Raw genomic sequence first — 16,407 nt, forward strand, 5'->3', positions numbered from 1 at the left:
GGCCGCGCCCGGGAAGCCACGGCGAAGTCAGGTGAGTGTATGTGGGTCGGCGGGGCCCGGTGCGGCAGGGCGGTCAGGCCCGGGGGCCGGCCAGCCCGATGCCGATCACGTCGATCCGACCCCACCGTCCGGGAACGTCGAGCAGTTCCACCCGGCCGAACCGGGGCGGCACCGACGGCGCCATCAGCAGGTGCTCCCCGGACGGCTCGAGCCCGAGCAGGGCGCGCAGCAGCAGGAAGATCGCACCGGTCGCCATCGCCGCCGGACTGTTCGCGGTCGGGTAGCACACCGGGTAGCGGGTCAGGTCGCGGGGATAGCCGGCGAACGCCTCCGGCAGCCGGCCGTGGAAGTACCGGGACGCGTCGACCAACGCCTCGGCGATCCGGCCGGCCTCCTCGACCAGCCCGTACCGGCGCAGCCCCCAGGCGATCAACGCGTTGTCGAACGGCCACACCGCGCCGAGGTGATAGCCGAGCGGGTTGTACCGCGCCTGCCCCTCGGCGAGGGTGCGCACGCCCCAGCCGGAGAAGAGCCGCGGGCCGAGCAGGTGGTGGGCGACCTGCTCGGCCCGCTCCGGCGGCACGATCCCGCTCCACAGCAGGTGGCCCATGTTGGACGCCAACGCGTCGACCTGCCGACCGTCGCCGTCCAGGGCGAGCGCGTAGTAGCCCCGGTCGGCGATCCAGAAGTCCCGGTCGAAGCGCTCCCGCAGGGCGGCCGCCTCCCGCTCCAGCCGCTCGGCATACGCCGGGTCGCCCCAGATCTCCCGGGCCAGCCGGGCCCCGCGCAGCTTCGCGTCGTACGCGTACCCCTGCAGCTCGCAGGTGGCCACGGGCGGCCCGGCCAGCCGTCCGTCGGCGTAGCAGATCGCCTCCGGTGAGTCCTTCCAGCCCTGGTTCCGCAGCCCGGTCTGCTCGTTGCGCCGCTGGTACCGGACGTAGCCGTCGCCGAGGATATCGCCGTACTCGTCGATCCACTCCAGCGCCGCGCGGGTTTCCTGCTCGGCCTCCAGCACGAGCCCCGAGTCGCTGGTCCACCGCTCGTACTCGTCGAGCAGGATCACGTAGAGCGGCGTGGTGTCGGCGCTGCCGTAGTACGGGGACTCCGGACGTTCCTCGAAGGCCGCCATTTCGCTGTAGCGGAACTCGCGGAGGATCTTGCCGGGCTCCTCGTCGCGGAAGTCGTCGAGCACGGTGCCCTGGTCGATGCCGAGCATCCGCAGCGTCGCGTCGGCCAGCTCCGAAGCCACCGGCAGTGCCTCGAAGCTGGTCAGGAGGCTGTCCCGGCCGGTGATGGTGGCGCCCCAGGGCAGGCCGGCGTTGGGCATCGACCGGTCCGGCAGGGTCAGGGGCGAGTAGCGCAGCGACGCCAGGTCCACCAGGCTGCGCCGGTAGACCTCGGTCAGCGCGTTCCAGTCGCAGCTGAGCTGGGGCGCCCGGTCCAGCCACACCGCCAGGTCCTGCTGCCGCTCGGCGGCGCTGCGCCGGGGGCGCCGATCCAACTGCTCCCGGATGTCCCGGCCGTCGGGGCGCAGCACCAGCGACTGCGCCCGCAGGGTGGTCGTCCAGCCCTGCTTGGGAGCCACCCGCACCGTGTAGGTCAGCCCGCGCTCGTCGATGCGCGCCGGCTCACTGCTCCAGACCAGGGTCTCGCGTTGATACCGATCGCGCACGTAGCCGAGGCGCAGGCGACCGTCCTCGACCCGCTGGTAGAACCGTCCCACCGGGGTGCGCTCCTGCTCGATCGCCCGGATCGGCGCGAAGTCGCTCGCCACGTCGAGTCGTACGGTGAAGTCCACCGGCTCACGGTCGTGGTTGAGCACGGTCAGCCGCTCCTCGAGCAACCCAGCGGTGATGGAGCGTTCCCGGATCACCGAGGACTTGGCATCCACGTAGTGGGTCGGAGCGCCCGGCACGAGGAAGAACCGCAACGTGACGTGGTCCCGCTCGGCCATGGAGAGTGCATGCAGCCGGTCGCCGTCGAGGGTGAGCCGCCACAGCGACAGGAAACGGGTGTCGAAGTCGAAGAATCCGGACGGGTTGCCGACCGTCGCCTCGATGTCGCCGCTGTCGTCGCTGACCACGAAGATGTTGCCGTCCAGGACGCGTACCAGGTCCGACTTCATCGAGGCTCCCCACGTCCGCCTGCCAGGGCTCGCGGGTGGCGCGCCCCGGGCGGCGCGGGGAAGAGCTGCTCCAGCAGCATCAGGAAGCGGAACCGCCCCTCGGCGATGAGGTCGTTGCGCAGCCACCCGGTGAGCGGCTTCGCCTCGCCACGGGCCATCCGGGCAAAGAACTCCGGGTCGGTACGGATCACCGTGTCGGCGTCCCGCCGCTCGCGGCTCACCGCGACCTGGCCGCCGACGATGGTCACATACCAGACGTCGACCTGGCCGGGCCTTTCCAGCTCGATCCGGATCGTGCCGGTGGTGCGGCGGAGCAGCCGGTCCGGGGCCCGATGGGCGAGCTGCGCGAAGTACGCCTCGATCGGATCGGACACCGCACGCCTCCCAGCAGAGGGCCGTCGCGCCGGGCGGCCCGGCGAGTGGCGCGACCCGTGGGCGGCGACGACGGACGCGACCGGATCCTGCTCCGGCGCCGCCTCAGACTATCGCCGAGGTCCGGCGCGGACGCCCGGATCGCCGGAAACTGCGGTGCGGTGCGGGCCGCCGTGGCGGGTCGCCGCGATCGGGCACGAGAACGCCGTGCCGGCGCCGCCCGGGGGTGCCGTCCGCTGACGCGGTCCCTCGCCCCACCGGGGCCGGGGAGGCGCGCCGCCGGCTACGCGGATCGCCGGGACGGCCGGCCGTCCCGGCCGAGCGGGGCGAGCCGGCGCCAGCGGGGCAGCTCGGTGGCGACGGTGGCCAGGGCCAACGCGGTCACCGCCGCGGCGGCCGGCCGCGGCCAGGCGAACCAGGCCGAGACCACGGCGGCGACCACGTGCAGCATCACCAGCCCGATGGTGACCAACCCGGGCACCGGAACGACCACGTGCTTCTTGTCCCCTGGGGTGGCCAGGACGGTGGGCAAGCCGATCAGCACCAGCACCGAGGCGACCGCCAGCGCGGCCGAATGTGGGGCGAGCGCCCACGGCGTGGCGACCCACGCGACCAGCTCGGTCAGGAAACGCAGCGCCGAGGCGACGTCGGGGCGGCGCGGCGGGCGGTCGTCGATCATGGCGGCCAGTATCCGCCCACCCCCGGCCGCCCCGGATACCCGGTTGCCGCCGTCGGCGCGGGCGCGCGCCTGCTGGCCTGCTACGCGGAACGCCGCCCCCAAGTAGGGGGCGGCGTTCCGGGGTACGTGCTCCGAGCGACCCGGTCAGGTCATGTCGTCGTAGCGGCGCTCGATCGGCGCCGGCGCGGCGATCGGCTCGGGCGCCCCGATCGGGGCGGACGCCTCGACCCGCGCTCCGGCCTCGACCGGCTCGGTGGACAGGTCCAGCGGCGACACCTCGTCGTCGGCGACTCCCGCATACGTCTCCCGGCCCCGCCCGCGCCGCCTGTCGTTGAGGAAGGCCACCCCGACGGCGACGAAGTAGAGCAGGCAGAGCGCGGCGGCCAGCAGCGTCATGCCGAACGGACCCGGGTCGGGCGTGGCGATCGCCGCGAACGCGAACGACACGAAGATCACCACTCGCCACCAGCCCAGCAGGCGCCGCGCGCTCGCCACCCCGGTGAAGTTGAGCATGAGCAGGATCAGCGGGAACTCGAACGCCACCCCGAACAGCAGGATCATGTTCGTGACGAACGAGATGTACCGCGTCACCTCCAGCTGGGTGGACAGCCCGGTCACCCCGGACTCCATCAGGAAGGCCAGACCCTTGTCCACCACGAAGTAGGCCAGCACGGCTCCGGCGGCGAACAGCGGCGCGGCGATCGACACGAAGACGTACGCCCACTTGCGTTCGTGCCGGTGCAGACCCGGGGCGATGAACGCCCACAGCTGGTAGAGCCAGACCGGCGCCCCGATGATGAGACCGATCCACAGCGCCAGCTTCAGCTTCAGGATGAACCCGTCCGCCGGCGACAGCTGGAGGAACTGCTGGCACTTGCCGTCGACAATCGCCCCGGGGAGCCGGCAGTACGGCTGCTTGAGGAGGTTGAACGCCGGCTGGGCGAGCCAGAACCCAACGATCAGGCCGCTGACGATCGCCAGCGACGCGCGGAACAGGCGGGTACGCAGCTCACGGATGTGCTCCATGAGCGTCATGGAGCCGTCCGAGGCCCGCTCGAAGTTGCTCGGGCCGCGCTTCTTCAACCCGAAGGCCACGGTCGGGCCCTCCGGTCAGTTGTCGCGGACGCGCTGCACCGGGTCGACCGGCTGCTGCGGCTGCGGCGCGTACTGCTGCTGCGGGGGCTGCTGCGGCGCGTACTGCTGCTGGGCCGTGTTCGGCGGGAGCGGCTGGTAGCCGGTCTGCGCGTCGGCCTTCTCGGCCAGGTCACGGTCGTCGTCGTGCAGGCTCTTCGTCTCGGCCTTGATGATCCGCAGCGAGCGGCCCAGCGAGCGGGCCGCGTCGGGGAGCCGCTTCGCGCCGAACAGCAGGATCAGCACGACCACGAGTACGGCGATGTGCCACGGCTTGAGGGCACCCATGGGAAGCTCCAGTCGCTCAATTGTCGGTCAGGGGTGGTCGCAGCCCATCGTACGTGCGTCGAAGGTGGTTGCCACCCTGCCGGGCCTGCCAATGCGGGCCCGGTCGGTGAAGTCTCGACCAACCCGAAGTGTCCCGTCAACCACCTGCGGCGGCACGATTGTGCGCGTAACCGCCACAGACCGCGCAGCTAACGCCCTCGGCGCCAACCGCTGTCGATCACTTGCCGCGCCTGGCCTTGATCAACGCCAGTCGTTCCTGGGTGACGGTCAGCCGCTCCTGGAGGCCCTCGGCGCGCCCCTGGAGCTCCTCAGCGGCGGTCTGCAGCTCCTCCGCCTCGGCCTGGCGACGCTGCAGGGCCACCGCCGCCCGGCGCAGCCGGGGCAGCCGCGCCAGCACCGGCCGGACCGCGAGGGCCAACACGAGCAGCGGGAACAGCACGACCCCGAGCACGATCCACGTCACCACGGCGGTCAGCCTACTGGGTGCGGCCGGCCACCGCCGGGTCGGCGCGATCCACCGGTGTCGCGTACGCGTCGAGCGCGGCGACGGCCTGGGCGCGGACCTGCTCGGCCAGCTCGGCCGGGGCGACCACGGTGACGTCCGGGCCGAGCCCGAGCACGAACCGTCGCGCCCAGCCCAGGTCGGTGACCCGCAGCGACACCAGCCACTGCTCGCCGTCGGCCTCGACCCGCTCGCACGGGTAGTACTCGGTGATCCACCGCTCGCCCCGACCGATCCGCAGAGTGATCAGCGGCAGGTCGGCCGAGGGGCGGAACACCCCGTCGCTGAGGTCGTGCGGGCGGGCCTGTGGCGGGACCACCGCCGCCTCGTCCAGCTCGGTGACCGCGTCGATCCGGTCGGCGCGGAACAGCCGGACCGCCTCGGCGCGGCGGCACCACGCCTCCACGTACGCCCGGCCGCCGACCATCAGCATCCGCAGCGGGTCGATGGTCCGCTCGGTGGTCTCGTCCCGAGCGGCGGTGTAGTAGGTGATCCGCAGCGCCCGGCCCCGCTCCACGGCGGCCCGCAGCTCGCGCACGCGGGCGGTGTCGCCGGGCAGCCGCACCTCCACCGGCGCGCCGGCCAGGTCCCCGGCGGCGCTCTCGATCTTGGCGAGGGCCCGTTCCACGGCCTCCCGGTTGGCCACCCCGGGCGTCTCGGCGAGCATCCGCAGCGCCACCACCAGGGCGAGCGCCTCGTCCGGGGTGAGCCGCAGCGGCCGGTCGATGCCGGCGTCGTAGGTGATGGTCACCCGGTCGCCGTCGAACGCCATGTCGATCAGGTCGCCCGGGCCGTAACCGGGCAGCCCGCACACCCAGAGCAGCTCCAGGTCCTCGCGGAGCTGCCGCTCGGTCACCCCCAGGTCCTCGGCCGCCTCGGCGATCTCGATGCCCGGGCGGGCGAGCAGGTAGGGCACCAGGTTGAGCAGTCGGGCGAGCCGGTCCGCCGAGGCGCGGCCACCCCGGGCCGCCGGGCGGGTCACCGGGCACCCCCGGCCACCGCCAGCTCGTCGTGCCGGGCGGCGATCTCCTTCAACCGCTGGATGACCGCGTCGCGGACCTCCGGCGGCTCCAGCACCCGCGCGTCCGGGCCGTAGCCGACAACCTGGCCGGCCAGGTTGTCGGCGTCCGCGTACGGCAGGACCAGCCGGTCGCCGTCCGGCCCGGAGGTGCACTCCACCGCCCAGCGGCGCAGCCCGGCCGCCCGCCCCGGGGCGACCAGCACGGTGGCCCGGCCGGTCCGCTCCACCGGCCCCGACCAACGGGCCACGTGGCTGATCAGGTCCACGCCGGCGGGCGGCTCGTACGCCCCGGGCTGGCCGGTCACCCGGACCGCGCCCACCACCCGCGACAGCCGGAAGCAACGGGTCGCCGCCCGGTCCAGGTCGTGGCCGACCACATACCACCGGCCGCGCCAGCAGACCACCCCCCACGGCTGCAGCCGGCGGCGGGTCGGGGCGTCCCGGTCCGGCACCCGGTAGTCGAAGTTGACCTCCCGCCGGTCACGGGCGGCGGCGGTCAGCGGGGCGAACGCCGGGTCGACCGTGACCATCGGCTCCAGCCCCAGGGTGGCCTGCGGGTCCACGTCGATGCCGGCGGCGCGCAGCTTCGCCAGCCCCGACGAGGCGGCGGCGGCCAGGCCGGCGTGCTGCCACAGGCGCGCCGCGATGCCGACGGCGGCGGCCTCGTCCGGTTCCAGCGGGATGTCGGGCAGCGCGTACTCCCGGGGGGCGATCCGGTAGCCGGGCTCGGCGTCGAAGACGCTGGCCGTGCCCGTCTCCAGCGGCACCCCCAGCTCCCGCAGCTCGGCCTTGTCCCGCTCGAACTTGCGCTGGAACGCCTCGTGGTCCTTGGCGTCGTCCGGATCGTGCTCGTAGCCGGGCACGGTCGCGGCGATCTGGGCGGCGGTGAGGAACCGTCGCGTCGACAGCAGGCAGATCACCAGGTTGACCAGGCGTTCGGTGCGGGTCCGGGACACGTGTGAACGCTAGCAGCCCACGCGTCGTGGACGTGCACCCGCGCGGGCGCGACGCGCGGGAAGACCCGCAGCAGCGGCCCGCGGCGGGCAGTCCCGCTCGACCGGCGGAGGACCTGCGCCGGCCATATGGTGAGCGCATGGCGGAAGCGGAAGTCAAGCGCGAGAGCGTCGGCACCGTCGTCGTGGCCGGCGTGGCGAACCTCTCCATCGCCGCCGCCAAGCTGGTCGCCGGCCTGATCTCCGGCTCGGCGGCGATGCTCTCCGAGGCCGCCCACTCGGTCGCCGACACCACCACCGAGGTGCTGCTCTTCCAGGCGCTGCGCCGCGGGGCCCGGCCCGCCGACACCCGGCATCCGTTCGGGTACGGCAAGGAGAGCTACGTCTGGGCGTTCCTCGCCGCGCTGTTCACCTTCGTGGTGGGCGCCGGCTTCGCCATCACCCACGGCGTCACCACCATCCTCGTGCACGAGCACACCGGCAACTACCTGTCGTCGTACGTCGTGCTGGTGGTCTCCTTCGCGGTGGAGTCGGTCTCCCTGGGCCGGGCGCTCCGGCAGATCCGTCGCGAGTCCCGCCGCTGGCGGGCCACCCCGGGCCGCTACCTGCGGCTGACCGCCGACACCACCGTCAAGGCCGTCTTCATGGAGGACACCGCCGCCCTCATCGGCCTGGTCATCGCCGGCGTCGGCCTCGGGCTGTCCCAGCTCACCGGCGAGGAACTCTACGACGGGATCGCCTCGATCCTGATCGGCGTGCTCCTGCTGATCGTCGCCGCCATCCTGGCCCGGAGCAACATCTCGCTGCTGGTGGGCCGTGCCGTGTCGGAGCGCGTGCACCGGAAGATCGAGCACGAGCTGGCGTCGCTGCCCACGGTGGACCGGGTCGACACGCTGATGACCATGGTGCTCGGCCCGGACGACATCCTGGTCGCCGCCAAGGTCGACTTCCACAACGACGCCACCGGCGCCGACATCGAGGCCGCCGCCGACGAGGCCGAGCGGCGGCTGACCGAGCACTACCCGGAGATCGGGTACGTCTTCCTCGACCCCACCCGGTCGATGCCCGGCACCGACCGTGGACGGGCCCGGCGTACCCAGAACGAGGGCGGCCGGCCGCTGGACCAGCAGAACGACACGTTCTGAGCCGCGCGCCGGGCCACCCGGACGCGCCCCGCCCCGGCGGCGGCCGATAGCGTTCCCGGCATGGTGCGATGGCGGTCCGGCACGGTCACGGCGGTACGACGGAGGTGGGCCGGCGCGACGGAACTCGACGTCGACCTGCCCGACGGCGGCCGGATGCGCGCCCTGGCCTACCCGGCGCTGGTCGGCGACCCGGAACCCGGCGACCGGGTGCTGCTCAACGCCGGCGCGCTGCTGATGGGCCTCGGCACCGGCGGGTACGCCCTGGTCGTCGCCCTGCCCGACCGGCTCCCCGCCGACCCGCCGCAGGTCGCCGACACCCGCGACGCCGGCCACCTGGTCAAGGCCCGCTACACCCCGCTGCAACCGATCCTGCTCGGCGTCGACGAGGAGGCCTCTCCGCACCACGCGCTGCTGGCCGCCGCCGACAGCATCGACGGGATGCCGGTGGTCACCGCCGACCTGCACTCCGCCCTGCCGGCCATCCTCGCCGGCGTGCACGCCGACGCCCCGCACGCCCGGGTGGCCTACCTGCTCACCGACGGTGGAGCCCTGCCGGCCTGGTTCTCCCGCACCCTCGCCGGGCTCGCCGACCACCTCGCCGGCACGGTCAGCGTCGGTCAGGCGTTCGGCGGCGACCTGGAGGCCAGCACCCTGCACAGCGGCCTGCTCGCCGCCCGGCACGTGCTGCGCGCCGACCTCGCGATCGTCGCCCAGGGGCCGGGCAACCTGGGCACCGGCACCCGCTGGGGCTTCTCCGGGGTAGCCGTCGGCGAGGCGGTCAACGCGGTCGCCACCCTCGGCGGCCGGGCCGTCGGCTCGTTGCGCATCTCCGACGCCGACCCGCGCCCCCGGCACCGCGGCGTCTCCCATCACAGCCTCACCGCGTACGGTCGGGTGGCCCTCGCCCCCGCGGAGCTGGTCGTGCCGGACGGCCTCGACCCGGGCCTGGCCGCCGAGGTGGCGGCGGCCCTCGCCCCGCTCGCGGAGCGGCACCGGATCGTCACCGTGCCCACCGGCGGGCTCGACGCGGCCCTGCGGGCCAGCCCCGTCGCCCTGTCGACCATGGGCCGCGGACTGGACGCCGACCACGCCTACTTCCTGGCCGCGGCCGCCGCCGGCCGGCACGCGGCCCGCCTGCTCGGCTGAGCCGCCCGGCCGGCGGCGGATCGGCGGTCAGCTCGCGCCGTAGCCGTGCGCCACGATGTGCTCGGCGGACCGCGCGTAGGCCGCCGGGTCCGGTGGCGCCCAGGTGCCCAGGCCGTCGACGTACCGGTTGTACATGCAGAACGCCGCGGCGATCAGCACCGCGTCGTGGATCTCCAGGTCGGTGGCGCCCGCCGCTCGGGCCGCGTCGACCAGCTCGGCGGTGACCTCCCGGCCGCTGCGCTGCACCGCCGCGGCGATCCGCAGCAACGCCCGCAGCTTCCCGCTCACCGCCGCGGTGGCCGGGTCCCGGCGCACCTGCTCCACCAGCGGCATCCCGGCGGGCAGTTGGGCGGCGGCGAACGCCGAGTGCGACGAACAGCAGAACGTGCACTCGTTCAGGGCGGACACGTAGGCGGCGATGAGCTCCCGTTCGCCGGGCGTCAGCGTGGGGTGCGGGGCGCGCAGCAGCTGCTCGGCGAGCGCGTTGAGCGGCTTCGCGGTCTCGGGACGGAACCGCATCGGCCCGTTGATGCCCGGATGCGCCTTCTCGTCCAGGCCAAGATCGATGTGTGCCATGACGTCGCCTCCCCACCCCCGGCGGCCGTGGCCGACCGCGAACCCGGTCCATCCGGCAACCTGCCAGGCCCCCCGGTCGGGCGGCAACTTCCCCCGTGCGCTGTCCGCGGCGCCGGCCGGTCCGCCACCGACCGCCCACCCGCCGACCAGCGGCGAAGAGCGCACGGTCGAAGAGGCTGGGGCGGCCCGGTCGCCCCCATCCTGTGCAGGTATCCGACCCCGGCCACACCGCCCCGGCGTCCCCCGCCCCTCACCGCGGGACGGCGCGGCCCCCGTAGCGGAATGCGAGGCGCCATGTCCCTGCGACAGCTCCCCGAACGCCAGCACGTCACCCCGGCTCCCCGCCCCGGAGGCCGGCTCCGGATCGCCCTGCTCGGCGCGGCAGCCGGCGTCCTGCTCGCCGTCCTGTGGTCGTTCGAGCTGGTCGACAAGGTCATCGGCGACAACGTCGCGAACACCGTGCTCGGCCACGACGCCAAGGCGACCGCGCTCACCGGCACCGCCGCCGGACTGCTCTTCGCGTTCGTCTCCGGCTTCGCCGGCACCTTCACCGCCTGCAACATCGCCATGGCCGCCTCGGTCGGCCCGATGAGCCAGGCGTCCGGCGCCGACACCGGCCGGGCACCGCTGCGGTCCCTGCTCCGCCCCGTCGGCTGGCTCGCCCTCGGCATGATCGCGGTCTCGGCCAGCTACGGCGCCATCGGCGTCCTGCTCGGCGACCGGCTGCCCCAGCTCTCCACCGACATGGTCGGCGGGGTCCCGGTCCGCCTCATCCAGTCGTCCGTCGTGTTCGGCGTGATCGGCCTGGCGCTGACCTACCTCGGGCTCGCCGCGCTCGGCCTGCTCCCCGACGTCTTCGCCCACCGCCCGGTCGGCCGGGTGGTGACCATGGGCGCCCTCGTCGGCGGATTCCTCATCGGGCGCCCCTACCCGATGTTCAACAAGCTGTTCCACTGGGCCGTCGACACCGGCAACCCGCTCTACGGGGCGCTCGCCTTCACCCTGCAGTCGCTGGGCAACATCCTGCTCGTCACGCTGATCTTCGCGGTCGTCGTGGTGGTCAGCCGGGGACGCTTCCTACGCTGGATGGCCGACCCCCGCCGCGCCGCCGTGGTGACCGGCGCGCTGCTCGTCGCCCTGGGCATCTTCACCATCGTCTACTGGGACGTGCGGCTGCCCGCCCGCTTCGGCATCGGCTGGTTCCCCAGCATGCCGTACAACTGACCCGGCCGCCCGGGAGCGGCGCCGTCCGAACGGCGCCCGCGTGGGCCGCACCCGCGGGCGGCGTGGGCCGCCCGCGCGGCTCAACCGGCCAGGAAGATGAACGCCAACCAGCCGACCACGATCAGCACCAGCACCGCCCCCAACACCCAGGTCGGCACCTTGTGCTCGCCGCGGCGGTTCCGCTCGATCTCGGCGCGGATCTTCTCCCGGCGTCGGTCGATCCAGTTGAGCTTCTCGGCGCCACGCTCGCGGCCGGAGGGTTCGGAAGTGTTCATCGCGACGCCAGCGTACCCGTGAGCCGGCGGCCGGTGCCCATGGGCACCGGCCGCCGCTGCGCCTCACATGCTCGCGATCAGCCGCTCCACCCGCTCGTCGTACGCCCGGAACGGGTCCTTGCACAGCACCGTCCGCTGCGCCTGGTCGTTCAGCTTCAGGTGCACCCAGTCGACGGTGAAGTCCCGCCGCTTCTCCTGCGCGTGCCGGATGAACTCACCCCGCAGCCGCGCCCGGGTGGTCTGCGGCGGCGTCTCCTTCGCCTCGAAGATCTCCGGGTCGGTGGCCACCCGATCCACCTCGCCGCGCCGCTCCAGCAGCCCGTACAGGCCCCGCCCGCGCCGCAGGTCGTGGTACGCCAGATCCATCTGCGCCACCCGCGGGTGCGACAGCGGCAGGTCGTGCTTGCGCTGGTACCGCTCGATCAGGCGCAGCTTCGTCACCCAGTCGATCTCCCGGGCCACCGGGTCCAGGTCCCCGGTCTCCACCGCCCGCAGCACCCGCGCCCAGAGATCCACCACCCGCTTCGCGGTCTGGTCCCCACCCCGGCGCTCCACGAACTCCGTCGCCTTCGCCAGGTATTCCTGCTGGATCTCCAGCGCGGAGACCTCCTTGCCCGAGGCCAGCCGCACCTTGCGCCGGCCGGTGATGTCGTGCGACACCTCCCGGATCGCCCGGATCGGGTTCTCCAGCGTCAGGTCCCGCATCACCACCCCGGCCTCGATCATCCGCAGCACGATGTCGGCGGTGCCCACCTTCAGCAGCGTGGTCACCTCGTTCATGTTCGAGTCGCCGACGATCACGTGCAGGCGCCGGTACCGCTCCGCGTCCGCGTGCGGCTCGTCCCGGGTGTTGATGATCGGCCGGCTCCGGGTGGTCGCCGAGGAGACGCCCTCCCAGATGTGCTCGGCCCGCTGCGACAGGCAGTAGACCGCCCCGCGCGGCGTCTGCAGCACCTTCCCCGCCCCGCAGATCAACTGCCGGGTGACCAGGAACGGGATCAGCACGTCGGCGAGCCGGCCGAACTCGCCGTGCCGGGAGACCAGATAGTTCTCGTGGCACCCGTACGAGTTGCCGGCCGAGTCGGTGTTGTTCTTGAACAGGTAGATCTCACCCGCGATGCCCTCGTCGTGCAGCCGCTTCTCCGCGTCGACGAGCAGCCCCTCCAAGATCCGCTCCCCCGCCCGGTCGTGGGCCACCAGATCGGTCACCGAGTCGCACTCCGGCGTCGCGTACTCCGGGTGCGAGCCCACATCCAGGTAGAGGCGGGCCCCGTTGCGCAGGAACACGTTGCTCGACCGGCCCCACGACACCACCCGCCGGAACAGGTATCGCGCGACCTCGTCGGGGGACAGCCGGCGCTGCCCGCGATAGGTGCAGGTGACGCCGTACTCGGTCTCGAGGCCGAAGATTCGCCGCTCCATGAGGTGACATTAGCCGCCCGAGGCCCCAATTGGGCAGCGCTCAACCCAGCCATCTCCGCGGCGCCCGCCCACCGCGGTCCACGGCATCCCGCCGCAGGCGAATCCCGGCACCGGTACGGTCCCACCCGTGAGAATCCTGGTCACCGGCGGCGCCGGCTTCATCGGATCGGCGTACGTCCGGCGACTGCTCACCGGCACCGAACCGGACCTGCCGGTGGACACCCTCACCGTCCTCGACGCCTGGACCTACGCGGCCACCGAGGCCGCCCTCGACCCGGTCCGCGCCGACCCCCGGCTGCGGATCGTCCGCGGTGACATCCGCGACGCCGCCCTCGTCGACACCACCGTCCCCGGCCACGACGTGATCGTGCACTTCGCCGCCGAATCCCACGTCGACCGCTCCATCGCCGACGCCGCCGCCTTCGTCACCACCAACGTGGTCGGCACCCAGATCCTGCTCGACGCCGCCCTGCGCCACGGCGTCGGCCGGTTCGTGCAGGTCTCCACCGACGAGGTGTACGGGTCCATCGACACCGGCTCCTGGACCGAGCAGGCGCCGCTGCGGCCCAACTCCCCCTACTCGGCCAGCAAGGCCGGCGCCGACCTGCTCGCCCTCGCCTACCACCGCACCCACGGCCTCGACGTGGTCATCACCCGCGGCGCCAACACCTACGGCCCCTACCAGTACCCCGAGAAGATCGTGCCGCTGTTCGTCACCAACCTGCTCGACGGGCACGACCTGCCGCTGTACGGCGACGGCGGCAACGTCCGCGACTGGCTGCACGTCGACGACCACTGCCACGGCATCGCACTGGCCCAGACCCACGGCCGGGCCGGCGGCGTCTACCACCTCGGCAGCGGCGCCGAACTGACCAACCGGGACCTCACCGGCCGCCTCCTCGCCGCCTGCGACGCCGGCTGGGACCGCGTCCGACCGGTCGCCGACCGCCGGGGCCACGACCGACGCTACTCGCTGGACTGCACCACCACCCGCCGCGAACTCGGCTGGGCACCCACCGTCGACCTCGACCTCGGGCTGGCCGAGACCGTCGACTGGTACCGGGCCAACCGCGCCTGGTGGCAACCCCTCAAGCCACACCGCTGACCCGGCGCACCGCCAGGCCCCCACGTCCACCAAGACCCCGCCGCCGCCTCGCCGCACAGGGTCCGTCCGGTCCCAGGGCCGGGGCTGGCGCCGCCACGACAGGCCCGGCAGTCGGCGCGGCCGCGCGAGCCGGCCGGCCTCCCCGGCTCCCCACCGGACCCGCGCCAGGCCAACGGGTACGGGCCGGCGCACCCGCCGGCCCGGCCGTCACTGCCCGGACTGCTCGTCCTGCTGACCCTCCAGGTCCGCCGAACCGGCCGACGTAGTCGGCTTCTTCGCCTCCTCGGTGGGCACCGTCGGGGTCTGCGCCCGCCCCGGCGCCGGCGCGGTGTCCGCGCTCGCATCCCCTTCCAGCAACGCGGTCAGCGCCGCCCCGGCCACCCGCCGGAACGTCCGCCCCACCCGGCGGCGGTCCAGCACCGCCACCTCCAGCTGGTTGGCGGCGATGGCACGGGCCGCCCCGCCCTCCCCGCCGACGCTGCCCAGCGCCTTCACCGCGGCCCGGAGCGCCTCCGACAGCGACATCTCCGGCCGGTGCTCGTTCTTCAGCACCCCGGTGATCGCCTCGGCCTGGCCGCCCATCGCCATCCGGCCCGGCTCGTCGTTGACCGAACCGTCGTACGTCACCCGGTAGAGCGCATCGTCGTCCGGCGTGGCACCCACCTCCGCCACGCAGATCTCCACCTCGAACGGCTTCGACTGCTCCGTGAAGATGGCACCCAGCGTCTGCGCGTACGCGTTGGCCAAGCCCAGGCCGGTCACGTCCCGCCGGTCGTAGCTCAGGCCGTTCAGGTCGGCCATCCGCACCCCGGCCCGGCGCAGGTTCTCGAACTCGTTGTACCGGCCCACCGCCGCGAAACCGATCCGGTCGTAGATCTCGCTGACCTTGTGCAAGGTGCTGGACAGGTTCTCCGCGACGAAGAGCACCCCGCCCTCGTAGCTCAGGACCACCGCGCTCCGGCCCCGGGCGATGCCCTTGCGGGCCAGCTCGGAGCGGTCGCGCATGATCTGCTCGGGCGAGGCGTAGAACTGCATGGCCACGGCGGCGGTTCTCCTTCGGGCGCTGTGCTGCGGACTGCTGACGGGTGAGGTGGGAGCGGGATCAGCCGCCCGGGTTCTCCATCCGGCCGGCCACGACGCTCTCCGCGATCGCCGCCGTCTCGGCCTCGGTGAGCCGGTGCGTGCCCTCCGCCGTCGCGGTCATCACCACCGGGTAGATCCGACGGGTCAGGTCCGGGCCACCGGTGGCGGTGTCGTCGTCCGCCGCGTCGTAGAGCGCCTCGACGGCGAGCCGCACCGCGTCGTCGATCGACAGTCCCGCCCGGAACCGCTTCTTCAACGCCGACTTGGCGAACAGTGAGCCGGATCCGATCGCGTCGTAGCCGGTCTCCTCGTACGGACCGCCGGTCACGTCGAAGCTGAAGATCCGGCCGGCCCGGGCCGGGTCGCTGGCCGCCAGGTCGAAGCCGGCGAACAGCGGGATCACCGCGAGCCCCTGCATCGCCGCGCCCAGGTTGCCCCGGATCATCGACGCCAGCCGGTTGGCCTTGCCGTCGAGCGAGAGCATCGCGCCCTCGATCTTCTCGTAGTGCTCGAGCTCCACCTGGAACAGTCGCATCAGCTCGATGCCGATGCCCGCGGTGCCCGCGATGCCGACCAGCGAGTACGCGTCGGCCGGGTGCACCTTCTCGATGTCCCGCTGGGCGATCAGGTTGCCCATCGTGGCGCGCCGGTCGCCGGCCATCACCACGCCACCGGCGGCCGAGATGGCCACGATGGTCGTCGCGTGCGGCGCCATGTCGGCGGCCATGCCGGGCGGCAGCGGCCGCCGGCCGGGCAGCATCTCGGGGGCCACCTTGCTCAGGAACGCTGTGAAGGAGGACGTCCCCGCGTTGGTGAACACATCTGATAGACGCCCGGATGGATCGAAGCCCGCTGCCACGTGGTTCCTCTCAGGTAATTGATCGCCCTGGCCAGCTTCGCAGATTGTCGCAGAGCTGGCCAAGACCACCGTTGCAGGTCAGCTTCTCGGCCCTGAAGGGCCGAGGTTGCGGCTGTGGATGCCATGCTGGCTGCACGGGTCACGCCGCGTTTGGCAGGCTGGCGGCTGCCCAGTCCGCGGCACCGCGGGTGGCGATGTTGCGGGCTGCGTTCACGTCGGCGTGCTCAGCGAAGCCGCATGACGTGCATCGGAAGGTGGATTGGTTGGGGCGGTTGGCTTTGGCGATGTGCCCGCAGGTGGAGCAGCCCTGCGAGGTGTACGCCGGGTCCACATGAACGAGCGCCACCCCGGCCCGGGCTGCTTTGTAGGCGATGAACTGGCCGAGCTGGTGGAACGCCCACGAGTGCAGTGTGACCCGCTGGGGCCGTCGGAGCCGGACCCGGTCGCGGATGCCCGTGAGGTTTTCCAGGGCGATGCCGCGGCCGGTGCGTTCGGCCTCGG

Annotated in this window: 18 protein-coding genes; 4 read left to right on the forward strand and 14 right to left on the reverse strand. The window is 73.2% G+C overall.

Going from position 1 to position 16,407, the window contains the following annotated elements; translation table 11 throughout:
• Window positions 1-73 precede the first annotated feature (73 nt).
• The 8 genes from ACY34I_RS32770 to ACY34I_RS32805 all read right to left on the reverse strand — a co-directional run bounded on the left by ACY34I_RS32770 (window position 74) and on the right by ACY34I_RS32805 (window position 7,074).
• Window positions 74-2,125: an amylo-alpha-1,6-glucosidase gene (locus tag ACY34I_RS32770; protein ID WP_462759052.1), complete on the reverse strand. Its 2,052-nt coding sequence runs from the start codon at window positions 2,123-2,125 to the stop codon at window positions 74-76.
• Window positions 2,122-2,499 carry an SCP2 sterol-binding domain-containing protein gene (locus tag ACY34I_RS32775; protein ID WP_462759053.1) on the reverse strand — a complete coding sequence of 126 codons (378 nt, stop codon included), beginning with the start codon at window positions 2,497-2,499 and terminating at the stop codon, window positions 2,122-2,124. The genes ACY34I_RS32770 and ACY34I_RS32775 overlap by 4 nt, the downstream gene beginning before the upstream one ends.
• A 281-nt stretch (window positions 2,500-2,780) precedes the next feature.
• Entirely contained in the window at window positions 2,781-3,176 is a 396-nt protein-coding gene (locus ACY34I_RS32780; RefSeq protein ID WP_462759054.1) for a hypothetical protein, read from the reverse strand.
• A 144-nt stretch (window positions 3,177-3,320) separates the two neighbouring features.
• Window positions 3,321-4,271 carry a twin-arginine translocase subunit TatC gene (tatC, locus tag ACY34I_RS32785; RefSeq protein ID WP_462759055.1) on the reverse strand — a complete coding sequence of 317 codons (951 nt, stop codon included), beginning with the start codon at window positions 4,269-4,271 and terminating at the stop codon, window positions 3,321-3,323.
• Window positions 4,272-4,286: 15 nt separating this feature from the next.
• A complete protein-coding gene (tatA, locus tag ACY34I_RS32790) occupies window positions 4,287-4,595 on the reverse strand; it encodes a Sec-independent protein translocase subunit TatA (protein ID WP_462759056.1) in 309 nt (102 codons plus the stop codon).
• 217 nt (window positions 4,596-4,812) lie between these two features.
• The gene (locus tag ACY34I_RS32795) at window positions 4,813-5,061 is read right to left on the reverse strand and encodes a hypothetical protein (RefSeq protein ID WP_462759057.1); all 249 of its coding nucleotides are present in this window, start codon (window positions 5,059-5,061) and stop codon (window positions 4,813-4,815) included.
• Between the two features lie 10 nt (window positions 5,062-5,071).
• Window positions 5,072-6,079, reverse strand: coding sequence for a helix-turn-helix transcriptional regulator (locus tag ACY34I_RS32800; RefSeq protein WP_148799592.1), 1,008 nt, complete (start codon window positions 6,077-6,079; stop codon window positions 5,072-5,074).
• Window positions 6,076-7,074: a helix-turn-helix transcriptional regulator gene (locus ACY34I_RS32805; RefSeq protein ID WP_148799594.1), complete on the reverse strand. Its 999-nt coding sequence runs from the start codon at window positions 7,072-7,074 to the stop codon at window positions 6,076-6,078. Before ACY34I_RS32805 ends, ACY34I_RS32800 begins: the two co-directional genes overlap by 4 nt.
• Before the next feature lie 137 nt (window positions 7,075-7,211).
• Between ACY34I_RS32805 and ACY34I_RS32810 the strand changes: the two genes are divergently transcribed.
• On the forward strand, window positions 7,212-8,216 hold the full coding sequence (locus ACY34I_RS32810; RefSeq protein ID WP_462759058.1) for a cation diffusion facilitator family transporter: 1,005 nt from the start codon (window positions 7,212-7,214) through the stop codon (window positions 8,214-8,216).
• 60 nt (window positions 8,217-8,276) lie between these two features.
• On the forward strand, window positions 8,277-9,362 hold the full coding sequence (locus ACY34I_RS32815; protein ID WP_462759059.1) for a DUF3866 family protein: 1,086 nt from the start codon (window positions 8,277-8,279) through the stop codon (window positions 9,360-9,362).
• A gap of 27 nt (window positions 9,363-9,389) precedes the next feature.
• Here ACY34I_RS32815 and ACY34I_RS32820 read toward each other — a convergent pair whose 3' ends face one another.
• Window positions 9,390-9,938 carry a carboxymuconolactone decarboxylase family protein gene (locus tag ACY34I_RS32820; protein ID WP_462759060.1) on the reverse strand — a complete coding sequence of 183 codons (549 nt, stop codon included), beginning with the start codon at window positions 9,936-9,938 and terminating at the stop codon, window positions 9,390-9,392.
• 294 nt (window positions 9,939-10,232) lie between these two features.
• Here ACY34I_RS32820 and ACY34I_RS32825 point away from each other — a divergent pair, with 294 nt between their 5' ends.
• Window positions 10,233-11,162: a hypothetical protein gene (locus ACY34I_RS32825; RefSeq protein WP_462759061.1), complete on the forward strand. Its 930-nt coding sequence runs from the start codon at window positions 10,233-10,235 to the stop codon at window positions 11,160-11,162.
• Between the two features lie 80 nt (window positions 11,163-11,242).
• Here ACY34I_RS32825 and ACY34I_RS32830 read toward each other — a convergent pair whose 3' ends face one another.
• Together ACY34I_RS32830 and pafA are read right to left on the reverse strand one after the other, a co-directional pair.
• Entirely contained in the window at window positions 11,243-11,437 is a 195-nt protein-coding gene (locus ACY34I_RS32830) for a hypothetical protein (RefSeq protein ID WP_148799604.1), read from the reverse strand.
• Between the two features lie 63 nt (window positions 11,438-11,500).
• The gene (gene pafA, locus ACY34I_RS32835; protein ID WP_073836760.1) at window positions 11,501-12,859 is read right to left on the reverse strand and encodes a Pup--protein ligase; all 1,359 of its coding nucleotides are present in this window, start codon (window positions 12,857-12,859) and stop codon (window positions 11,501-11,503) included.
• 127 nt (window positions 12,860-12,986) lie between these two features.
• Between pafA and rfbB the strand changes: the two genes are divergently transcribed.
• On the forward strand, window positions 12,987-13,964 hold the full coding sequence (rfbB, locus tag ACY34I_RS32840) for a dTDP-glucose 4,6-dehydratase (RefSeq protein WP_462759062.1): 978 nt from the start codon (window positions 12,987-12,989) through the stop codon (window positions 13,962-13,964).
• Between the two features lie 207 nt (window positions 13,965-14,171).
• On the opposite strand, the gene prcA is transcribed toward rfbB, so the two are convergent.
• The 3 genes from prcA to ACY34I_RS32855 form a co-directional block, all read right to left on the reverse strand.
• Window positions 14,172-15,005: a proteasome subunit alpha gene (gene prcA, locus ACY34I_RS32845; protein WP_462759063.1), complete on the reverse strand. Its 834-nt coding sequence runs from the start codon at window positions 15,003-15,005 to the stop codon at window positions 14,172-14,174.
• Between the two features lie 61 nt (window positions 15,006-15,066).
• Window positions 15,067-15,906, reverse strand: coding sequence for a proteasome subunit beta (gene prcB / locus ACY34I_RS32850; RefSeq protein WP_462759064.1), 840 nt, complete (start codon window positions 15,904-15,906; stop codon window positions 15,067-15,069).
• Window positions 15,907-16,045: 139 nt separating this feature from the next.
• The coding region (locus ACY34I_RS32855) for an RNA-guided endonuclease InsQ/TnpB family protein (RefSeq protein WP_462759065.1) at window positions 16,046-16,407 on the reverse strand (362 nt) is incomplete at its 5' end.

This window comes from Micromonospora sp. RTBAU3-60, assembly GCF_054963695.1.